The sequence below is a fragment of the Aminobacter niigataensis genome, from assembly GCF_946995915.1.
Lineage (GTDB): Bacteria > Pseudomonadota > Alphaproteobacteria > Rhizobiales > Rhizobiaceae > Aminobacter > Aminobacter niigataensis.
The window spans coordinates 3,623,273-3,641,026 of the sequence record NZ_OX341517.1; the positions used below are offsets into that span (position 1 = coordinate 3,623,273).

20 protein-coding genes are annotated in these 17,754 nt (G+C 63.7%); 12 read left to right on the top strand and 8 right to left on the bottom strand.

Annotation, left to right across the window (positions count from 1 at the left end):
* Positions 1-33 precede the first annotated feature (33 nt).
* Positions 34-1,005 carry a phosphatase PAP2 family protein gene (locus O1Y97_RS17715; RefSeq protein ID WP_404801193.1) on the top strand — a complete coding sequence of 324 codons (972 nt, stop codon included), beginning with the start codon at positions 34-36 and terminating at the stop codon, positions 1,003-1,005.
* A gap of 13 nt (positions 1,006-1,018) precedes the next feature.
* Entirely contained in the window at positions 1,019-2,692 is a 1,674-nt protein-coding gene (locus O1Y97_RS17720; protein ID WP_318761867.1) for a S8 family serine peptidase, read from the top strand.
* 223 nt (positions 2,693-2,915) lie between these two features.
* Here the strand turns inward: O1Y97_RS17720 and O1Y97_RS17725 are convergent, their stop codons facing one another.
* Complete coding sequence (locus O1Y97_RS17725; RefSeq protein ID WP_318761868.1) at positions 2,916-4,064, bottom strand: pyridoxal phosphate-dependent aminotransferase; 1,149 nt, start codon at positions 4,062-4,064, stop codon at positions 2,916-2,918.
* 136 nt (positions 4,065-4,200) lie between these two features.
* On the opposite strand from O1Y97_RS17725, the gene O1Y97_RS17730 reads away from it, so the two are divergent.
* The 6 genes from O1Y97_RS17730 (at position 4,201) to aat (ending at position 9,513) form a co-directional block, all read left to right on the top strand.
* Positions 4,201-5,604, top strand: coding sequence for a M48 family metalloprotease (locus O1Y97_RS17730; protein ID WP_318761869.1), 1,404 nt, complete (start codon positions 4,201-4,203; stop codon positions 5,602-5,604).
* A 53-nt stretch (positions 5,605-5,657) separates the two neighbouring features.
* Entirely contained in the window at positions 5,658-6,464 is an 807-nt protein-coding gene (locus O1Y97_RS17735) for a DsbA family protein (protein ID WP_108608336.1), read from the top strand.
* A 130-nt stretch (positions 6,465-6,594) separates the two neighbouring features.
* On the top strand, positions 6,595-7,029 hold the full coding sequence (gene aroQ / locus O1Y97_RS17740; RefSeq protein ID WP_318761870.1) for a type II 3-dehydroquinate dehydratase: 435 nt from the start codon (positions 6,595-6,597) through the stop codon (positions 7,027-7,029).
* Positions 7,030-7,056: 27 nt separating this feature from the next.
* Positions 7,057-7,521, top strand: coding sequence for an acetyl-CoA carboxylase biotin carboxyl carrier protein (accB, locus tag O1Y97_RS17745; RefSeq protein WP_108608338.1), 465 nt, complete (start codon positions 7,057-7,059; stop codon positions 7,519-7,521).
* Positions 7,522-7,539: 18 nt separating this feature from the next.
* Positions 7,540-8,883, top strand: coding sequence for an acetyl-CoA carboxylase biotin carboxylase subunit (accC, locus tag O1Y97_RS17750; protein ID WP_108608339.1), 1,344 nt, complete (start codon positions 7,540-7,542; stop codon positions 8,881-8,883).
* Between the two features lie 12 nt (positions 8,884-8,895).
* Complete coding sequence (gene aat / locus O1Y97_RS17755) at positions 8,896-9,513, top strand: leucyl/phenylalanyl-tRNA--protein transferase (protein ID WP_318761871.1); 618 nt, start codon at positions 8,896-8,898, stop codon at positions 9,511-9,513.
* 4 nt (positions 9,514-9,517) lie between these two features.
* Here aat and O1Y97_RS17760 read toward each other — a convergent pair whose 3' ends face one another.
* The 3 genes from O1Y97_RS17760 to O1Y97_RS17770 all read right to left on the bottom strand — a co-directional run bounded on the left by O1Y97_RS17760 (position 9,518) and on the right by O1Y97_RS17770 (position 11,091).
* Positions 9,518-9,895: a hypothetical protein gene (locus O1Y97_RS17760; RefSeq protein WP_318761872.1), complete on the bottom strand. Its 378-nt coding sequence runs from the start codon at positions 9,893-9,895 to the stop codon at positions 9,518-9,520.
* Between the two features lie 71 nt (positions 9,896-9,966).
* A complete protein-coding gene (locus O1Y97_RS17765; protein WP_318764236.1) occupies positions 9,967-10,377 on the bottom strand; it encodes a DUF2155 domain-containing protein in 411 nt (136 codons plus the stop codon).
* Between the two features lie 315 nt (positions 10,378-10,692).
* Positions 10,693-11,091 (bottom strand): NADH:ubiquinone oxidoreductase subunit NDUFA12, encoded by a 399-nt coding sequence (locus tag O1Y97_RS17770; RefSeq protein WP_318761873.1) that lies wholly within the window; start codon positions 11,089-11,091, stop codon positions 10,693-10,695.
* A gap of 157 nt (positions 11,092-11,248) precedes the next feature.
* Between O1Y97_RS17770 and O1Y97_RS17775 the strand changes: the two genes are divergently transcribed.
* The 3 genes from O1Y97_RS17775 (at position 11,249) to panC (ending at position 13,545) form a co-directional block, all read left to right on the top strand.
* Positions 11,249-11,731, top strand: coding sequence for a hypothetical protein (locus tag O1Y97_RS17775; RefSeq protein WP_318761874.1), 483 nt, complete (start codon positions 11,249-11,251; stop codon positions 11,729-11,731).
* Between the two features lie 135 nt (positions 11,732-11,866).
* Positions 11,867-12,703: a 3-methyl-2-oxobutanoate hydroxymethyltransferase gene (panB, locus tag O1Y97_RS17780; protein WP_318761875.1), complete on the top strand. Its 837-nt coding sequence runs from the start codon at positions 11,867-11,869 to the stop codon at positions 12,701-12,703.
* On the top strand, positions 12,700-13,545 hold the full coding sequence (panC, locus tag O1Y97_RS17785) for a pantoate--beta-alanine ligase (RefSeq protein WP_318761876.1): 846 nt from the start codon (positions 12,700-12,702) through the stop codon (positions 13,543-13,545). Before panB ends, panC begins: the two co-directional genes overlap by 4 nt.
* A gap of 12 nt (positions 13,546-13,557) precedes the next feature.
* Here the strand turns inward: panC and O1Y97_RS17790 are convergent, their stop codons facing one another.
* Together O1Y97_RS17790 and gatB are read right to left on the bottom strand one after the other, a co-directional pair.
* The gene (locus tag O1Y97_RS17790) at positions 13,558-14,049 is read right to left on the bottom strand and encodes a GNAT family N-acetyltransferase (protein ID WP_183261631.1); all 492 of its coding nucleotides are present in this window, start codon (positions 14,047-14,049) and stop codon (positions 13,558-13,560) included.
* Between the two features lie 2 nt (positions 14,050-14,051).
* Positions 14,052-15,554, bottom strand: coding sequence for an Asp-tRNA(Asn)/Glu-tRNA(Gln) amidotransferase subunit GatB (gene gatB, locus O1Y97_RS17795; RefSeq protein WP_318761877.1), 1,503 nt, complete (start codon positions 15,552-15,554; stop codon positions 14,052-14,054).
* A gap of 342 nt (positions 15,555-15,896) precedes the next feature.
* On the opposite strand from gatB, the gene O1Y97_RS17800 reads away from it, so the two are divergent.
* Positions 15,897-16,154, top strand: a complete 258-nt coding sequence (locus O1Y97_RS17800) for a YjhX family toxin (RefSeq protein ID WP_183261635.1) — start codon at positions 15,897-15,899, stop codon at positions 16,152-16,154.
* Between the two features lie 53 nt (positions 16,155-16,207).
* On the opposite strand, the gene O1Y97_RS17805 is transcribed toward O1Y97_RS17800, so the two are convergent.
* Positions 16,208-16,639, bottom strand: a complete 432-nt coding sequence (locus tag O1Y97_RS17805) for a CBS domain-containing protein (RefSeq protein ID WP_055970721.1) — start codon at positions 16,637-16,639, stop codon at positions 16,208-16,210.
* Positions 16,640-16,740: 101 nt separating this feature from the next.
* Positions 16,741-17,475 (bottom strand): rhomboid family intramembrane serine protease, encoded by a 735-nt coding sequence (locus tag O1Y97_RS17810; protein WP_318761878.1) that lies wholly within the window; start codon positions 17,473-17,475, stop codon positions 16,741-16,743.
* Between the last annotated feature and the right edge of the window lie 279 nt (positions 17,476-17,754).

A 17,754-nucleotide genomic window follows, 5' to 3' on the forward strand; every position in this document is an offset into this window, starting at 1 on the left:
CCGCAACATTCGATCAAATCAATGGGGTATAAAGTGGCTGGCAACGACAGTTTTGCGCCGCATGAAGGCGGCTTATCGCACTTCCTGGATCAGTACCGCTTCAAGATCGCCGGTGACGACGTGCTGCCTTGTGCGGCTTCCGACCGGCCGCAGGTTGCGCTGGAGACGAAATCGCTCGCAGCCGGCCCGCAGATGGTGATGGCCGCAAGGGTTGCCGGCGCGGTGATGAGTGCTGGTGTGCAGAACAAGGCTTCGCTCAACAAGAACAAGAATAAGAACAAAAACAAAAATAAGAACAAGAACAAGGGCAGCGCTCTGCAATCCGGGTCCGGAGGCGGTTCACAGAGCAACCTCATCCCCGCCTTCGAGCTTCGGCGCCTTCACACCTCGCCCTCGCCGCATGCATTCACCGCGGCGCGCAAATTCACCTGGGAGCAGCTCGACATCCCGCTGCCCCCAGGGCCCGACGTCACGCGGCTGGAAACCGCGGTCATGCTGTCGCTCCAAGCGCGCGACCGCGAACGGACACGGCGCAAGGAAGACATCGAGCGCGAAGCCAGCCTCGACGTCTCGGATTTCACCAAGCCACTGGGCATCGACGGCATCAGCGGCTTCGATCAGACCGAGGGCCTGTTCCAGGCGATTCTCACGGCCTGCGAATATGTCGGGCTGATCTACAAGGCCAAGTTCAACCGCACGCGGCCGAACCAGATCGAGCCAAGGCTGCGGCTGATGCTGCCCAACCCGGCGCACCAGGCCTATCCCAGCAACCACTCGTTCCAGTGCCATACGATCGCTTTCGCCTTCAACTCGATCCTGCCCGAGCACCCGGCGACGGAGGAGCTGTCACGCATCGCCCGCAAGGTCGCCGAGAACCGCGAATGGGCGGGCCTCCACTATCCCAGCGACACCAATGGCGGACGCGCCCTGGCACAGCGTTTCCAGCCCTATCTCAGGGATGCCTTCATGGCGAACTATCTCGCCGCCCAGCGCGAATGGCTTTGAGGGAGAGACGAAGATGGCAAACGGCAACCAATTCTCCTTCCAGGCACCGCAGTCCTATTATTATCTCTGGCACCTCGCCGCGCTCGGCGTGATCGATGCGACTTTCGGGCCGCTCAGCCCGGGCGGCGAGATCGACTACTCATCGCCGGACATAGAAGGCACGGTCTGGGATACGATCACCCAGGCCTTTCCGGCGGCCAACACGCCGGCGACGATCGCCCTCATCGACGTCGGCGTCAGCCGCAGCCACCCAAACCTCAAGAGCCGGCTCGACACCGTCAAGTCGATCGATCTCGTCAGCCATCCCCATGGCGCGAAATATGTGGCCGCGCCTGCAGCCAGCCCCTACGACCCGGAGGTCAAAGCCGCGTTTTTTGCCGGTCTTTCCACCGCCGGCCTGGGCGCGCTGAACCTGACCGGACCTGAAACGGGCTATTTCAATAGCCTGATTGCCGAGCTCGTGGCCTCCGAGGGCGTCGTCCATACGCTGATCGAGGGGGACGAGACCTTCGGCAGCCACGGCACCGCCGTCGCCGGCCTGGCAGTTGGCGAACCGGCCGCCACCGTTGCCCCCGATCCCGCCATCGTGCTTCCAGATGTGCTGAACTGCGACGACGGCAGCGTCGTCCCCAACCCGAACCGCAACACGCTGCCCTATTTCGGCGTCGATCCCTTCTCGCGGCTGATCTCGATTCGCACCGGCTTCGAACAGCAGCCCGACCAGTTCATCACGGCTTTCCTCTATGCCTTCGCCAGCGGTGCCGACGTGATCCTGCTGCCCCGCGGGCTCCCCGATCCGAACCGCGGCGCCCTGAATCCGAAGCCCGAGCTGTCGCAGGACCTCGACGAGCGCCAGAACTGGGAGCGGGCCGATCTGTTTGCCCGGCTCGAGGAGGCGACGCCGCCAGCCAGCGAAATCCGTCCCAATGCGGTCGGCAAGACGGCAAATCGCGAGTTGGCCTGGAACATCCTCGCCAAGCTGATCGTCGCGATCAGCCGCAAGGTGCCGGTCGTGTGCGCGGCAGGAAACGACGGTGAAAGCCAGCTCATCTACCCGGCCAACCTCGCCGCGGCCAACAATGGCATTGTGGCCGTGGGCGCGGTGACGCCCAACGGCTATCGCTCCGGCTACAGCAACTACGGAACGAAGCTGACGCTGGTCGCACCGTCCGACGATTTCGAGATCTACACGCGGCACCAGTTGCGCGTGGACCGAACCGACCCGATGGTCGAGCAGCATTTCTACCATCCCGGCACCGGCAAGGTCATTCCGCACAGCCATTTCTCGCTGCTGACGACCGACCTGCCCGGCACGTTCGGCTATGCCGGCGGCTCGGATCCCTATTCGTCGATCCTGCCGCCGCACGACAATCCCGGCATAGGCGGCGGCTACTACACGACGTTCGGCGGAACCTCGGGTGCCGCAGCCCTTGTCGCGGGCGTGGCAGCCCTGCTGGCGCGCGCCAACAAGGCCAAGCAGGGCCCGGCGGCAAAACTCGACGGCCTGTCGTCAAAGGCGATCCTGGTGGCCGCCTGCGACCAGAACGCCACCGTCAAGCCGGGCACGACACCGCTGACGCCCGATCCGATGAATGCCGACAACGAGCCTGCGAAGGGCAAGGGCTATTTCTTTGGCGCCGGACTGCTCGATGCGGGCAAGGCGGTCGCCGCGGTCCTTGGCCCCTGACGGGCCACGGAAGAAGGCAGCGATAACGAAGGTCCGAGGTGGATGGCGTGAGCGCAGCCCATCCGCCGGCGGGAAACCTTTGTCGAAAATCATGGTTTGTCAGGATGCTGTCCGCGGGGGTTGTAGCATCCTGGCAATCAGGGGCCGAGATGATCCTCCCCTTGCCCCTGCCCCGCCCCGTTGGCTCGACGACGGGGCGGTTGGATTTGAAGGAGACCGGCGCTCAGCGCAACCAGCGCTCGATGCGGTCCATCGCCTCGATCATTTCGTCGTGGCTGCCGGCATAGGAGAAGCGCATATAGCGATGGCCGGCGAGCGGATCGAAATCCCTGCCGGGCGTTGCTGCGACATGGGCTTCGGCCAGCATGCGACGTGCGAACTCCATGCTGTCGTTGGTCAGGCGCGAGACGTCGCAAAAGGCGTAGAAGGCGCCATCCATGGGCGTTGCGAAGCTGAACCCCAGTTCCGGCAGCCGCTTGGCCAGTAGCTCGCGGTTCCAGGCATAGCGCGCCTTGATGACCTCGAGCTCGTCGGTGACGTTGAACGCCTCGATGGCCGCGACCTGCGACAGCTCGGGCCCCGAGATGTAGAGCGATTGCGCGATGCGCTCCACCGGCCGCACCAGCCGTTCCGGCAATACCATCCAGCCGATGCGCCAGCCGGTCATGCAGTAATATTTCGAGAACGAGTTGATGACGGTGACGTCGTCGTCATAGGCGAGCGCGGTCACGTCGGGCGCGCCATAGGCAAGCCGGTGGTAGATCTCGTCTGAGATGACGGCGATGCCGAGTTCGCGTGCCGTGTCGACCAGCGCCTTGAAGTCGCCCGGCGGCACGACCGCGCCGGTCGGATTGGCGGGGCTCGCAAACAGCACGCCCTTCAGCGGCTTCTGGCGATGCGCCTCGCGCAGATGCTCGGCGTGGAGATAAGCAGCGCCATCAAGCTCGATCTCGACCACGTCGAGCCCGAGCGCGCCCATGATGTTGCGATAGGCGGGATAGCCGGGTGCAGCGATCGCCACCCGGTCGCCCGGATCGAACATCGCGAGGAACGCCAGATTGAAGGCCGCCGACGACCCGGTGGTGACGGCGATTCGCGAAGCCGGCACCTCGATGCGGTAATGTTCGGCGTAGTAGGCCGAAATCGCCTTGCGCAGTTCGGCAAGGCCGAGCGCGTCGGTATAGCCGATACGCCCGATCTTGAGTGCTGCGGCCGCCGCATCGCGCACCCGTTGCGGTGCCGGATCGGAGGGCTGGCCGACCGCCATCGAAATGACGGGCGTTCCCAAGGCCTTGAGCCTGTTGGCTTCGGCCAGGATGTCCATCGCGTGGAAGGGCTCAACCTCGCCGCGCCGTGAAATCGCTACCGCCATGTTCGTCCACTTTCCCTTGCCGTCCGTCGGGCAATGCGCCGCACAAATGCCTGATTGATATGGGGATCACAAGTTGATGAGTTTCTTGGACCAGCCTTTTCACAGCCCAACGGCTCGTTTACGAGTGTTTCCCGCCATGCAGAGCAACAATAGTCTTTCGCGTTTCCTCGCAAGATCAACGCGCGCCTTTGCCGCGTTTGCATTGTCGGCCGGCGTTGCGCTGGGTTCGACGGGTGCAGCGCATGCGCAGCGGGTGCCCATAGTACGCGACGCAGAGATCGAGGCGCTGGTTCGCGACTACGCCCGGCCGATCCTCAAGGCTGCGGGGCTTGCCAATTCGAACATCAATATCGTGCTCGTCAACGATCCGGCTTTCAATGCCTTCGTTGCCGGCCGGCGCATTTTCATCAACACCGGCACTTTGATGACGTCGGAGACGCCGAACGAGGTCATCGGCGTGCTGGCGCATGAGGCCGGCCATATCGCCGGCGGCCACCAGGAACGCTTGCGCGACCAGCTGGCACGCGCCCAGACCATGGCGATCGTGGCCGCGCTGCTCGGCGCAGGCGCGATGGTGGCAGGGGCAGCCTCCGACACCAACGGCCTCGGTGCCGCGGGCGCCGGCATCATGACCGGCGGTTCGGAAATGGCACGGCGCAGCCTGCTCGGCTACCAGCGCTCGGAAGAGGCCACCGCCGACCGTTCGGCGATCACCTATCTCAATGCCACGGGCCAGTCGGCACAGGGCATGCTGAAGACCTTCCAGCGCTTCCAGAGTGCGTTGTCGCTGTCAGGCGCCCGGGTCGACCCTTATCAGGTCAGCCATCCGATGCCGCGCGAACGCATCGCCAATCTCGAAACGCTGGCGCATCAGAGCCCCAATTTCGGCAAGGCCGATTCTGAAGCGCTGCAGCTGCGTCATGACATGATGCGGGTGAAGATCGCCGTCTACACTCAGGGCCAGGCTGCCGCCTCGCGGCTGCTTCGCAACAATGCGGGTGGCCTTGCCGCGCGCTATGGCGACGCCCAGGCGACCTATCTGTTCGGCGATCTGCGCTCTGCGCTCAACAAGACCGACGCGCTGATCAAGTCGCAGCCCAAGAACGCCTATTTCCACGAGCTGCGCGGCGACATCCTGATGAAGTCGAACAAGGCAGCGGCTGCAGCCGAATCCTACGCCACCGCCGTCCGGCTCGACCCGGCCAAGTCGGGCATCCTGCCGATCCAGCTTGGCCAGGCCTATCTCGCAGTCGGCACCCCGGACGCATTGAAGCAAGCCGTCATCGAGGTGCGCAAGGGCCTAGATCGCGATCGCGAGAACGCCGCCGGCTATCGCTACCTCGCCCAGGCCTACGGCATGCTCGGCGACGTCGCCGACGCCGACCTTGCCACCGCCGACGGACACTACTACAGCGGTGCCTACCAGGACGCCAAGATCTTTGCGATGCGCGCGCAGATGAAGATGCCGCGCGGCTCGCCGGGCTGGGTGCGCGCCCAGGACATCATCAATTACAAGGCGCCGAGCAAGAAAAAGAAGTGAACCTTCTTTCGGCGGGTAGCGACATAGCCGAAACGGCTGGAGACTCAGGGATCATGAAAAAAGCACTTCTTCTCGGCACGACCGGCATCGCAGTCGCCTTCGCCATGCTGGCTTTCGGCCTGGCCGGCAATCCTGGCACCGCGCATGCCCAAAGCGCATCGCAACCGGCAGCAACCGGCAGCCTCGACAAGAAGCAGGTCGAGACGATCGTGCGCGAATACCTGCTCGACAATCCCGAGCTGCTGCTCGAAATGCAGGGCGCGCTCGAAGCCAAGCAGAAGGAAGAGCAGCGCATCGCCAGCCTCGAGGTGATCAAGCAGAGCAAGGACGAGATCTTCAACTCCGCCTTCGACGGCATCGTCGGCAATCCCGACGGCAAGACCACCATCGTCGAGTTCTACGACTACAATTGCGGCTACTGCAAACGCGCGCAGGCCGACATGCATGCGCTGACCAAGGCCAATCCCGACCTGCGCTTCGTCCTCAAGGAGTTCCCGATCCTCGGACCTGACTCCCAGAAGGCCCACGTCGTTTCGATGGCCTTCCGTAAGCTGATGCCCGAGAAGTACGGCGAATTCCACGACAAGCTGCTCGGCGGCGAAGGCCGCGCCGGCGAGGACAATGCCATCAAGCTCGCTCTGGAGCTCGGCGCCGACGAAGCCAAGCTGCGCGAGGCGATGAAGGATCCGGCCATAGGCGAGGCCTTCAACCGCACCTACGAGCTCGCCAACAAGCTGCAGATCAGCGGCACGCCGTCCTATGTCGTCGGCAACGAGGTCGTCTTCGGCGCGCTCGGCCAGGACGTGCTGGCCGAGAAGATCGCCGCGGCCGCCGCCTGCCAGGCCGATTCCACCTGCTGAGCCCGTCATTTGGACATGAGCCGTTGTGGACAGCGCAAGAAGTTGCTTGCGCTCTTTCCGCGACGGCTTATGCCGATTATAGAGGGTCCGCCGCGCCAGAGAGGATCTGGCGGGTGGAAAGGTCTGTAGATTGAAAACGGTTTTCGTCCTCAACGGTCCGAACCTTAACATGCTCGGCAAACGCGAGCCCGGCATCTATGGCGGCAAGACCCTGGCCGACATCGAGGCCGACTGCCATGCGGCAGCCGCTTCGCTCGGGCTTGCGGTCGACTTCCGGCAATCGAACCACGAGGGCGATCTGGTCGACTGGATTCACGAGGCAGGCGAAAACGCCGCCGGCATCGTGCTCAACGCCGGCGCCTATACCCACACCTCGATCGCGCTGCAGGACGCCATCCGTGCCGTCTCGCCGCTGCCGGTCGCCGAGGTGCACCTTTCCAACATCCACGCCCGCGAGCCGTTCCGCCATAAATCGATGGTGGCACCGGTGGCCGTGGGCATGATCTGCGGCTTCGGGCCGCTCGGATATACGCTGGCGCTTCAGGCGCTGGCCGCCCGGCTCTGACCGGAAACAGACAGAAAAGGTTTGAACATGGCGACGAAGAAGACCGATGGAGTTGACCAGCAGCTCGTCCGCGACCTCGCAGGGATCCTGAACGACACCAACCTGACCGAGATCGAAGTCGAACTCGGCGACCTCAAGGTGCGCGTCTCGCGCCAGACGCAGGCCGTGCATGCGGTGGCGGCCCCGGTCATGGCAGCGCCGGCAGCTGTGAATTCGACGCCGGTCGCGGTCGCCGCACCCGCGGTCGTCGACATCTCCAAGAACGCCGTGCCCTCGCCGATGGTCGGCACTGCCTATCTGGCACCGTCGCCGGATGCCAAGCCGTTCATCGAGGTTGGCTCGGTGGTCAAGGAAGGCCAGACGCTGCTGATCATCGAAGCCATGAAGACGATGAACCAGATTCCCGCGCCGCGCTCCGGCACCGTCACAGCGATCCTGATTGAAGACGCGCAGCCTGTCGAATACGGCATGCCGCTCGTCGTCGTCGAGTAAGCCGGAAGGCTGCGCGCAATGTTCCAGAAAATCCTGATCGCCAACCGCGGCGAAATCGCGCTGAGAGTGCTCCGCGCGGCCAAGGAGCTCGGCATCCAGACGGTTGCTGTTCACTCCACCGCAGACGCCGACGCCATGCATGTGCGGCTTGCCGACGAAAGCGTCTGCATCGGCCCACCGCCTTCGCGCGACAGCTATCTCAACATCCATCAGATCGTCGCGGCATGCGAGATCACCGGGGCGGACGCCGTCCATCCTGGCTACGGCTTCCTGTCGGAGAACGCCAAGTTCGCCGACATCCTGGCCGCCCACAACATCACCTTCATCGGGCCCTCGGGCGACCATATCCGCATCATGGGCGACAAGATCGAGGCCAAGCGCACCGCCAAGCGTCTGGGCATTCCGGTCGTTCCCGGCTCGGAAGGCGCTGTCAGCGACGAGAAGGAAGCCAAGCGGGTGGCCGCCGAGATCGGCTATCCGGTCATCATCAAGGCCTCCGCCGGCGGCGGCGGTCGCGGGATGAAGGTTGCCCTCACCGAGGCGGACCTCGAAGTCGCGCTGCAGACTGCACGCACCGAAGCCGGTGCGGCCTTCGGCGACGACGCCGTCTACATCGAGAAGTACCTGCAGAAGCCGCGCCATATCGAAGTCCAGATCTTCGGCGACGGCGCCGGCAAGGGCGTCCATCTCGGCGAGCGCGACTGCTCGCTGCAGCGCCGCCACCAGAAGGTCTGGGAGGAAGCCAATTCGCCCGCCCTCAACGCCGAGGAGCGCTCGCGCATCGGGGACATCTGCGCCAATGCGGTAGCTAACCTCGGCTATTCCGGCGCAGGTACGATCGAGTTCCTCTACGAGAACGGCGAGTTCTATTTCATCGAAATGAACACCCGTCTCCAGGTCGAGCATACGATCACCGAAGCGATCACCGGTATCGACCTCGTGCACGAGCAGATCCGCGTCGCTTCCGGCGGCGGCCTGTCTGTCACGCAGAACGACATCCGCTTCCACGGCCATGCCATCGAATGCCGGATCAACGCCGAGGATCCGCGCACGTTCGTGCCTTCGCCCGGCACGATCACGCATTTCCACACCCCGGGCGGCCTCGGCATCCGCGTCGATTCGGGCGTCTATTCCGGCTATCGCATCCCGCCCTACTATGACAGCCTGATCGGCAAGCTCATCGTGCACGGCCGCAATCGCGTCGAATGCATGATGCGTCTACGGCGCGCGCTCGACGAATTCGTGGTAGATGGTATCAAGACGACGTTGCCGCTGTTCCGTGAACTTGTTGGCAACCCTGACATTGCAAATGGCGACTACGACATCCACTGGCTGGAAAAACATCTCGCCAAAGGCGAGTAGGCTGGGGGGCGCATGACCCGCCCTTATGCGCCCGGCTACAGCATACCCACGGACCTTCTGTTGAAGGCCTATGCGTCGGGCGTCTTTCCCATGGCCGAAAGCGCGTCGGATCCGGAGGTCTTCTGGGTCCGGCCCGAGACGCGCGGCATCATCCCCTTCGACAGCTTCCACGTACCGCACAGCCTTGCCAAGACGATCCGGCAGGGGCATTTCGAAGTCCGTTTCGACAGCGACTTCGAAGCGACGATCGATGCCTGCGCCGAACGGCGCGCCGGGCGCCTGTCGACCTGGATCAACGCGCCTATCCGCGAAGCCTACACCCATCTCCACCGCATCGGCCATGCGCACTCGGTTGAGGCATGGCGCGACGGGCAGTTGGTCGGCGGTCTCTATGGCGTGTCGCTGGGTCGCGCCTTCTTCGGCGAAAGCATGTTCTCGCGCGAGAAAGATGCATCGAAGGTCTGCCTCGTCCGCCTGGTCGAACGGCTCCAGCAACGCGGCTTCCTGCTGCTCGACACGCAATTCACCACCGACCATCTCAAGCGCTTCGGCGCGGTCGACGTGCCGCGCGACAAATACGAGAAGCTGCTGGCCAAGGCGCTGGTCGGCGAAGCCAATTTCGCTCCCTGAAGCGCTAGTTCCTGGCCTTGCTGCCTTCCGGCTGGAGCGGCGCATGGGCGTGGAACATCATTTTCCAGCCTTGCAGGCGATGGACGTAGCCGGTGCTGACAAGCGCCGAATACGGCTCCCCGTTCTCGCGGACGGCCTTGGCCTCATAGGTCAGCACGACGATGTCGCTGCCCGGCTCGACGATGCCTTGCAGCTTGATCTCGAGGTTTCGCCAGCGATTAGGCTTCCTGGCGGTGGCGGCCAGATCGGCATTGCTCATCACGCAAGCCATCTCGGGAAATGCGACGAGGCACTCCCGGTCGGCGTTTTCGGCAAAGAACTGCTCATCGCCGGTCCAGAATTCCCGCTCGAGTTCGAGGAGTTCGTCACGGTTAACGGTCATCACAGCACGATCCTCCGCTGGCGTTGCTCGTGACGACAAACGCCGGGCGGTGGATGCGGTTCCGATAGAGATCAGTTGGTCTTGGCGGCTTCCGGCGCCGGCACGTCCGACTTGCGCTTGCAGGCCTTCAGCCAGACGTCATAGACGGCGTGCTCGACGGCGTTCAGGCCAGGGCTTTCGGCGAACATCCAGCCGGTGAAGATGCGCCGGATCTTGCGGTCGAGCGTGATCTCGTCGACTTCGACGAACGAGTCCGTCTTCGGCTCCTCGTTCTCCGGCCTAGAATAGCAGACACGCGGCGTCACCTGCAGTGCGCCGAACTGCACGGTTTCATTGACATAGACGTCGAAAGTGATGATGCGGCCGGTGATCTTGTCGATGCCAGCGAACTCGGCGATCGGATTCTTGATGCGCTGCGGTTGGGCTGCGGCCTGCGGCGCCGGCTGAGCCTCGCTCGGGGCAGGCTGGGCTTCGCCGGGCAAAGGCTCGAGATCGATGGCCGGGAGATCGTCGCCCTGCTGGACCTGTTCTTCGAGCGGCAGGCGCTGGATACTGTCCTGGGCCGTCGCCTGGCCAAGGCCGGCGCACAGCGCGACAGCAGCAAGCAGAGCTTTCGCCTTCGATCGTCCGCTCGACGGAACCCGGCCAGGAAGTGTCATACAGTCGTTACCGCCGTTGCGCCCGGAGTGTTCTGCACTCGGTGATTCCCATGCGCCAAGGCTAAACGCCTGACACCAATGGGCAAGCAGTTAGCCGCCAATTGTGGCGACAAATGTCCGCGCCTAAGAGCTGTCGTCTTACGAGCCGGGCGTCCAGGCGTCGTAGTCGCCGGTAACCTGCGGGCGATGCGTGTTGCCGAGCACCGAACCCTTGGGCCGGTATGCGCCGGAGGTGCCGGTAAGATTGGGCTGATGCCCCTTCTGCCACTCGCGCGGAATGTAGTTGTCGCTCGGCGGCGCCACGTCGACGCGGTGATGCATCCAGCCGTGCCAGCCGGGCGGAATCATCGACGCTTCCGACACGCCGCTGTAGATCACCCAGCGGCGCGTGCGGCCCTCGGAATCCTTGCCGCCTTCATAGTAGACGTTGCCGAATTCGTCCTGGCCCACCTTGGTGCCTTTGCGCCAGGTGTGGAAGCGGGTGCCAAGGGTCTGGCCGTTCCACCAAGTGAAAAACTGGACAAGGAATTTCTTCATCGGATCCTCGCGGCAGGCGCGTCGAAAGTCTCCTGCTTATGGCGTCAGGCTGGCGCGAAGGCAAGAGTTTAGAACGCGCAACTTGCGTCCTGCGACGATTGGCAGGCGATCAATCACAACCTACTGTTCGTCCCAGGCGTCGGATGGGATGCGACAAATGCCCTTCATGCAAACCCTTGAAATGCTGAGCATGCTGGTGACGATCTTCGGCCTGCCACTGGCTATCTTCATCTTCGTCTTCGAACAGCGCAAGGAAAGGGTCAATGAGGAGGAAGAGATCTACCAGATGCTCTCCGACGGCTACACCAACTTCCTCAAGCTGTCGCTCCAGCACTCCGACCTTCGGCTGCAGTCCGAAAAGGCTACCGTCGGCCTGAACGACGAGCAGCGCGACCGGCTCCTGGCGATGTTCGCCATCCTCATCGCGTTGTTCGAGCGTGCCTATCTTGTGGCCTACGAGCCAGACATGCCGGAGCGCCGGCAGCGGCGTTGGGCATCCTGGGAAGATTTCATGCGCGAATGGTGCCGGCGCGAGGATTTCCGCAACGCCCTACCCCAGTTGCTACCCGGCGAAGACCCCGAATTCGCCGTCTACATCCGCAAGTTGGCGCAGGAGGAAGCCGCTCGCGACCTGCCGTGACGACGGCCTCATCTCGCACTTGCTCACGGCTTGATCTCGCACTTGCAAAAATATTAGCCGGTCCGTAATGGACTCTGGCCCAATGCGGGCTCACGGACTGGCTTAGGCCGGCACCCGGTCGAGGGAGGAAAAGACATGGCTTCTGACGCGCCTGTGGCTGGCCGCCGCATCACGCCTGCCGAGCTGTCGGCCCGCAAGGGCGGCGTACCGATCGTCTGCCTCACCGCCTACACCTATCCGATCGCCCGCCTGCTCGACCCGCATGTCGACCTGCAACTCGTCGGCGACAGTGTCGCCATGGTGTTGCACGGCCACCCGACGACACTCGGCGCGACGATGGACATGATGATAGCCCACGGCCAGGCGGTGATGCGCGGTTCGAGCCGCGCCTGTGTCGTCGTCGACATGCCCGCCGGCAGCTACGAGGACACGGTCGAAAACGCCGTCGCCTGTGCCCAGCGCATCGTGCGCCAGACCGGCTGCGATGCGGTCAAGCTCGAAGGCGGCACGGCCATCGCAGCCCAGATCGCCGCCATCGTCGCCGCCGGCATCCCCGTCATGGGCCATATCGGCCTGTTGCCGCAGTCGGTCGAGAAGGAAGGCGGCTACAAGATCAAGGGCCGCTCCGAAGCCAATGCCGAGTTGCTCTACGCCGACGCCAAGGCAGTCGAGGCCGCCGGCGCATTCTCGGTCGTCATCGAGGGCACTGTAGAGCCCGTGGCCGCCGAAATCACGCGACGCATCGCCATCCCGACGGTCGGAATCGGTGCCAGCGCTCAATGCGACGGCCAGATCCTGGTCATCGACGACGCCATCGGCCTCACCGTCGACAGGGTACCGAAATTCGTCAAGGAATATGCGCTGCTGCGGGACACGGTCTCCAAGGCCGCCGAGGACTACGCGCGCGACGTCCGAAGCCGCGCCTTCCCCGGACCCGAGCACCTGTTTTCACTGAGCAAGGACAAGGCATGACCGTTGTCGTCGAAACCATCGCCGCCCTGCGCGCGCAAGTGCAGGCGTGGCGTGCCGAGGGCCTGAAAGTCGCGCTGGTACCGACCATGGGCGCGCTGCATGACGGCCACGTCTCGCTGATGCGCGCGGCCCTTGAGCGCGCCGACCGCTGCGTCGTCTCGATCTTCGTCAATCCGCGCCAGTTCGCGCCGACGGAAGACCTCGACAAGTACCCGCGCCAGCTGGTGCTCGACCTCGACAAGCTCAAGCAGGCAGGCGTCCACCTCGCCTTCACGCCCGGCGTCGACGAAGTCTACCCGCAAGGCTTTGCCACTTCGATCTCCGTCGCTGGCCCGTCGTCCGGTCTTGAAACGGCCTTCCGCCCGGCCTTTTTCGACGGCGTGGCCACAGTCGTCGCCAAGCTGTTCATCCAGGCGGCACCCGACCTCGCCGTGTTTGGCGAGAAGGACTACCAGCAACTCTGCGTGGTCAAGAAGCTGTGCCGCGACCTCGACCTGCCGGTGGAGGTCCTGGGCTCGCCGACGATCCGCGACGCCGAAGGCCTCGCCATGTCGTCACGCAATGCCTATCTCGACGCGGCGGAACTCGACATCGCGCGCAAGCTCAACAAGGTGCTGCGCAAGGCAGCGTCGCTGCTTCAGTCGGGCGCCGACGAGCAGGCGACCATGGCAGCCGCACGCCAGCAGATCCTCGATGCCGGTTTCGACATCGTCGACTATGTCGAGGCGCGGGAAAGCGTGACGCTGGCGCCATGGCGGAAGGACCGCGACGGCCGCGTTTTGGTCGCTGCCCGCCTCGGCAAGACACGCCTCATCGACAATATCGAGATATCGGCCAGCTAAACCTGGCCTGCCTCAGCCCAGCGTCTTCTCGAAGATCAGCGCCGGAATGCCGGACTGGTCGGCACCGCAATTGGCGGTCGCGCCCGCATGCACGAAACCATTTGCCCCGTAGAAGGCAATGGCGCCGGCATTCGCCTCCTCCACTTCGAGACGCAAAGTCCGCGCCTCGGGAAAGCTCTGCTCGATCTCTTCGAGCAAGCTGCGGCCAATGCCGGCGCCCTGATTTGCCGGGCGCACATATAGCTGATGGAGCACCACCACCTTTGGATCGCTGGTCGCCGCAGCATATGCCATGCCACCGATCTGCTTGCCGTCGTCCGCAACCAGGAACTCGGAATGCGGCCTTGTCAGCCGCGCCTTGAGCGAAGCCAGCGAATGCCACTCGCCGGTGATCTCGTTGACCCGATCGACGCCGTAGATGGCATCGTAGGTCGCGTGCCACGTCTCGGCGAGCAGCGCCTTGACCGTCTCGAGGTCGCGCTCGCTCGCCGTGCGTACGAACATCTCTATTCCTCGATGCCGAGCTTGGCCTTGACCAGGTCGTTGACGGCCTGCGGGTTGGCCTTGCCACCCGTCGCCTTCATCACCTGGCCGACGAACCAGCCGGCCATGGTCGGCTTGGCGCGGGCCTGGTCGGCCTTGTCGGGATTGGCGGCAATGACGTCGTCGACGGCCTTTTCGATGGCGCCGGTGTCGGTGACCTGCTTCATGCCGCGGCTTTCTACCAGCTCGCGCGGGTCGCCGCCCTCGTTCCAGACGATCTCGAAGAGGTCCTTGGCGATCTTGCCGGAGATGGTGCCTTCCTTGATCAGGTCGATGACCGCACCGAGCTGGTCGGGCGTCACAGGGGCATTTTCAATATCCTTGCCGGCCTTGTTCAGCGCGCCGAGCAGGTCGTTGATGACCCAGTTGGCGGCAAGCTTGCCGTCGCGGCCGGTCGCGACCTTCTCGAAATAGTCGGCGATCGACTTTTCCGAGACCAGGATCGAGGCGTCGTAGACCGACAGGCCGAGCGACTTGACCAGCCGATCCTTCTTGTCGTCGGGCAGTTCGACGATTTCCTTGGCGAGCGCATCGACATAGGCCTGGTCGAATTCGAGCGGCAGAAGGTCCGGGTCGGGGAAGTAGCGGTAGTCGTGCGCCTCTTCCTTGGAACGCATCGAGCGCGTCTCGCCCTTGTTCGGATCGAACAGGCGGGTTTCCTGGTCGATCTTGCCGCCGTCCTCGATAATGGCGATCTGGCGCCGCGCCTCGTATTCGATGGCCTGGCCGACGAAACGGATCGAGTTGACGTTCTTGATCTCGCAGCGGGTGCCGAACTCGCCGCCGGGACGGCGCACCGAGACGTTGACGTCGGCCCGCATCGAGCCTTCGTCCATGTTGCCGTCGCAGGTGCCGAGATAGCGCACGATGGTGCGCAGCTTGGTGACATAGGCCTTGGCCTCGTCGGCCGAGCGCATGTCGGGCTTGGAGACGATCTCCATCAGCGCCACGCCCGAGCGGTTGAGGTCGACATAAGACATCGTCGGGTGCTGGTCGTGGATTGACTTGCCCGCGTCCTGCTCGAGATGCAGGCGCTCGATGCCGATCTCGATGTCCTCGAACTCGCCCTTGCGGTCGGGGCCGACCGAGATGGTCATCGTGCCCTCACCGACGATCGGCTGCTTGAACTGCGAAATCTGGTAGCCCTGCGGCAGGTCCGGATAGAAATAATTCTTCCGGTCGAAGACCGACTTCAGGTTGATCTGCGCCTTCAGGCCGAGGCCGGTGCGGATCGCCTGGCGCACGCATTCCTCGTTGATGACGGGCAGCATGCCGGGCATCGCCGCGTCGACGAGGCTGACATTGGCGTTGGGCTCGGCGCCGAATGCCGTCGAGGCGCCAGAAAAGAGTTTCGCTTCCGACGTCACCTGGGCATGGACCTCCAGGCCGATGATGACTTCCCAGTCACCGGTGGCACCGGGGATGAAGCGCTTGGCGTCGGGCGTGCGGGTGTCGATGAGGGTCATGGTAATCCGAATACGTCCGTGTCTGTTTTGTCGCCTGTCGGCGAACGACAAATCGTCCTGTTTCGCTAGATCAATCGTTGCCTCGTTGCAACTGTCGCCGGCCCATAAGGCGACAAAGCCGCGGCCTGGCTGGCATCTTGAGGGCGGTCTGGCTATATAGCTCCCATCCGATGGAGTGTGGATGTTTAACTCGTCTGAGTCCCGCTAAGGCCCCGACCTTCGACTGAAGGCGGGGCGTGAAAACCAGAAACCCCGTGCCGTGAACAATCGCGGCGGCGGCTTTTTGTTTTGGCTGTGCGGCCCGCGGGCTGTCCGGCCAGGTTTTCCGGGACTCATCCACACATGGACATATCGCGCATAGAGCAGCGCATCCTGCACCTGCTCGCCCAGGGCGGGCGGATCGAAATCGAGAAAGACGACAACAGGAAGATCGAGGCCGTGATCTGCCTGACCCGCGACGGCTGGCGCTACCCGGGCTTTGATCTCGAACTTTTCAGGAAGCTGAAGCGGAAACGGGCGGTCGCGTCGTCGCAAGGCGGGCCGTACCGCATCACCAAGCGAGGCCTCAAACTCGTCCGCTCCGAACTCGACAACAGATAGTGCCAGCGACGCCGGATCCGCACCTTGCGGGTCCGGCGCATCGCCCAACCGCGTCAGGCGGTGGCGATATAGGCCTTGATCTCCTCCGCCTCGCGCTCGACATCCTCGATGCGGCGCTTTACGACGTCGCCGATCGAGACGATGCCGTAGAGATAGCCGTCGCGCTCGACGGGCAAATGGCGGAAGCGGCCGACGGTCATGATCTCCATGACCTGGTTGACGGTGTGGTTTTCGTTGCAGATCTTGACCTTGGGGGTCATCACCTCGCGCACCGTCTTTTCAAGCGCGGCGCCACCTTCCTTGCCGATGATGCGGACCACGTCGCGCTCCGACAAGATGCCGACGATCTTGCGGTCGCCGTTGGTCACGACAAGGGCGCCGATGCGGTGTTCGGCCAGGATGCTGACTGCCTCCGACAACTGCACGTTGGGCCCAATGGTAAAAACGTCGTGGCCCTTCCGTTCCAGAATAGCCTTCACTGTCATCGGGTCCTCCTGCTGCTGTCGGTCTGCGCAAACACTCCATGCGGCCCACGGAGCCAAGTGCATGGTGCTCTGCATTAGTCAGCATTTCAAGTACAACGCGCTCAGGCGTATTTTGGTCTGCGGTCGAAAAACCGGATGCCGAGGAACCCCGCCAGGAACCCGCCGATATGGGCCTCCCAGGCAATCTGGCTGTTGTCGCCGGGGGCAAGACCGACCACCCCGGTGACCAGGTTGACCACCATCCAAACCGCCAGGAACGTCACCGTCGCGCGCGAACGGAACACATCGCGGATCGGCAGAGGCGCCCCCGCGAAGGCCGGCTTGCCGTGCGAGCGGTCGATCTGGAAGCTGAAGCGGGCTGCCGCACCCATCATGCCCGAAATGGCACCGGACGCACCGACCAGCGGCGCCTGATCGAGAGGGTGAAGCACGTAGTGCAACGCCACGGCAGCGAGCGTGGTCGCTGCAAAGAAGAGACAGAACCGCAAGACGCCGAGCCGGTTCGCCAAGGGCGAGCCGAAAGCCGCCAGCCACACCATGTTGATGATCAGATGGGCAAAGCCGCCATGCAGGAATGCGTAGGTCAGCGGCGTCGTAAAAGCATAGATATCAATATCAAACTGCCCCGAATAGCGGATCGGGATGAAAGCTGCGCGGACCAGCAGCCACAGGTCCTGGTCGAGGCTGAGCAGATAGACACGCACCAGGTGAATGGCGACGCAGGCGCCGATGACGGCAACGACGATGGCCGGCAGGTTGAACACCGGTTCGCGCTGCGGCGGCAGCGGCTCGTCCGTGTCGCGGGCATTGTCGATGGGATTGGGCTGTTCGCTCATGCGCCTCTGGTCCGGTGTCGTCGGGCCGATGGCGCCCGGTCCCCATCTAGAACAGCCGGACTGAAAGCGCAAAAAAGAAAGCCGCCCAAGGTTTCCCCTGGACGGCTGGTCGAGCCCCCCTGCCCGTCCCCAATAAACTTTGACTGAAGTGCTGCTGGCCGCGCCTGAGCGGCCACTTCATGGAGTGACTTGAACATCTCACGGATGGCCCGCCCCGGCAACGTAAACCCTTTGTTAACCTTACCGACCCCCAAGCGTTAACAACTGTTACTGTGACTG

What these genes read in the sequence shown, in the direction of transcription:
- O1Y97_RS17720 (WP_318761867.1), top strand. Translation starts at nt 1,019, where the DNA reads ATGGCAAACGGCAACCAATTCTCCTTCCAGGCACCGCAGTCCTATTAT.
- O1Y97_RS17725 (WP_318761868.1), bottom strand. Translation starts at nt 4,064, where the DNA reads ATGGCGGTAGCGATTTCACGGCGCGGCGAGGTTGAGCCCTTCCACGCG.
- O1Y97_RS17730 (WP_318761869.1), top strand. Translation starts at nt 4,201, where the DNA reads ATGCAGAGCAACAATAGTCTTTCGCGTTTCCTCGCAAGATCAACGCGC.
- O1Y97_RS17735 (WP_108608336.1), top strand. Translation starts at nt 5,658, where the DNA reads ATGAAAAAAGCACTTCTTCTCGGCACGACCGGCATCGCAGTCGCCTTC.
- accB (WP_108608338.1), top strand. Translation starts at nt 7,057, where the DNA reads ATGGCGACGAAGAAGACCGATGGAGTTGACCAGCAGCTCGTCCGCGAC.
- accC (WP_108608339.1), top strand. Translation starts at nt 7,540, where the DNA reads ATGTTCCAGAAAATCCTGATCGCCAACCGCGGCGAAATCGCGCTGAGA.
- aat (WP_318761871.1), top strand. Translation starts at nt 8,896, where the DNA reads ATGACCCGCCCTTATGCGCCCGGCTACAGCATACCCACGGACCTTCTG.
- O1Y97_RS17760 (WP_318761872.1), bottom strand. Translation starts at nt 9,895, where the DNA reads ATGACCGTTAACCGTGACGAACTCCTCGAACTCGAGCGGGAATTCTGG.
- O1Y97_RS17770 (WP_318761873.1), bottom strand. Translation starts at nt 11,091, where the DNA reads ATGAAGAAATTCCTTGTCCAGTTTTTCACTTGGTGGAACGGCCAGACC.
- O1Y97_RS17775 (WP_318761874.1), top strand. Translation starts at nt 11,249, where the DNA reads ATGCCCTTCATGCAAACCCTTGAAATGCTGAGCATGCTGGTGACGATC.
- panB (WP_318761875.1), top strand. Translation starts at nt 11,867, where the DNA reads ATGGCTTCTGACGCGCCTGTGGCTGGCCGCCGCATCACGCCTGCCGAG.
- panC (WP_318761876.1), top strand. Translation starts at nt 12,700, where the DNA reads ATGACCGTTGTCGTCGAAACCATCGCCGCCCTGCGCGCGCAAGTGCAG.
- O1Y97_RS17790 (WP_183261631.1), bottom strand. Translation starts at nt 14,049, where the DNA reads ATGTTCGTACGCACGGCGAGCGAGCGCGACCTCGAGACGGTCAAGGCG.
- gatB (WP_318761877.1), bottom strand. Translation starts at nt 15,554, where the DNA reads ATGACCCTCATCGACACCCGCACGCCCGACGCCAAGCGCTTCATCCCC.
- O1Y97_RS17800 (WP_183261635.1), top strand. Translation starts at nt 15,897, where the DNA reads ATGGACATATCGCGCATAGAGCAGCGCATCCTGCACCTGCTCGCCCAG.
- O1Y97_RS17805 (WP_055970721.1), bottom strand. Translation starts at nt 16,639, where the DNA reads ATGACAGTGAAGGCTATTCTGGAACGGAAGGGCCACGACGTTTTTACC.
- O1Y97_RS17810 (WP_318761878.1), bottom strand. Translation starts at nt 17,475, where the DNA reads ATGAGCGAACAGCCCAATCCCATCGACAATGCCCGCGACACGGACGAG.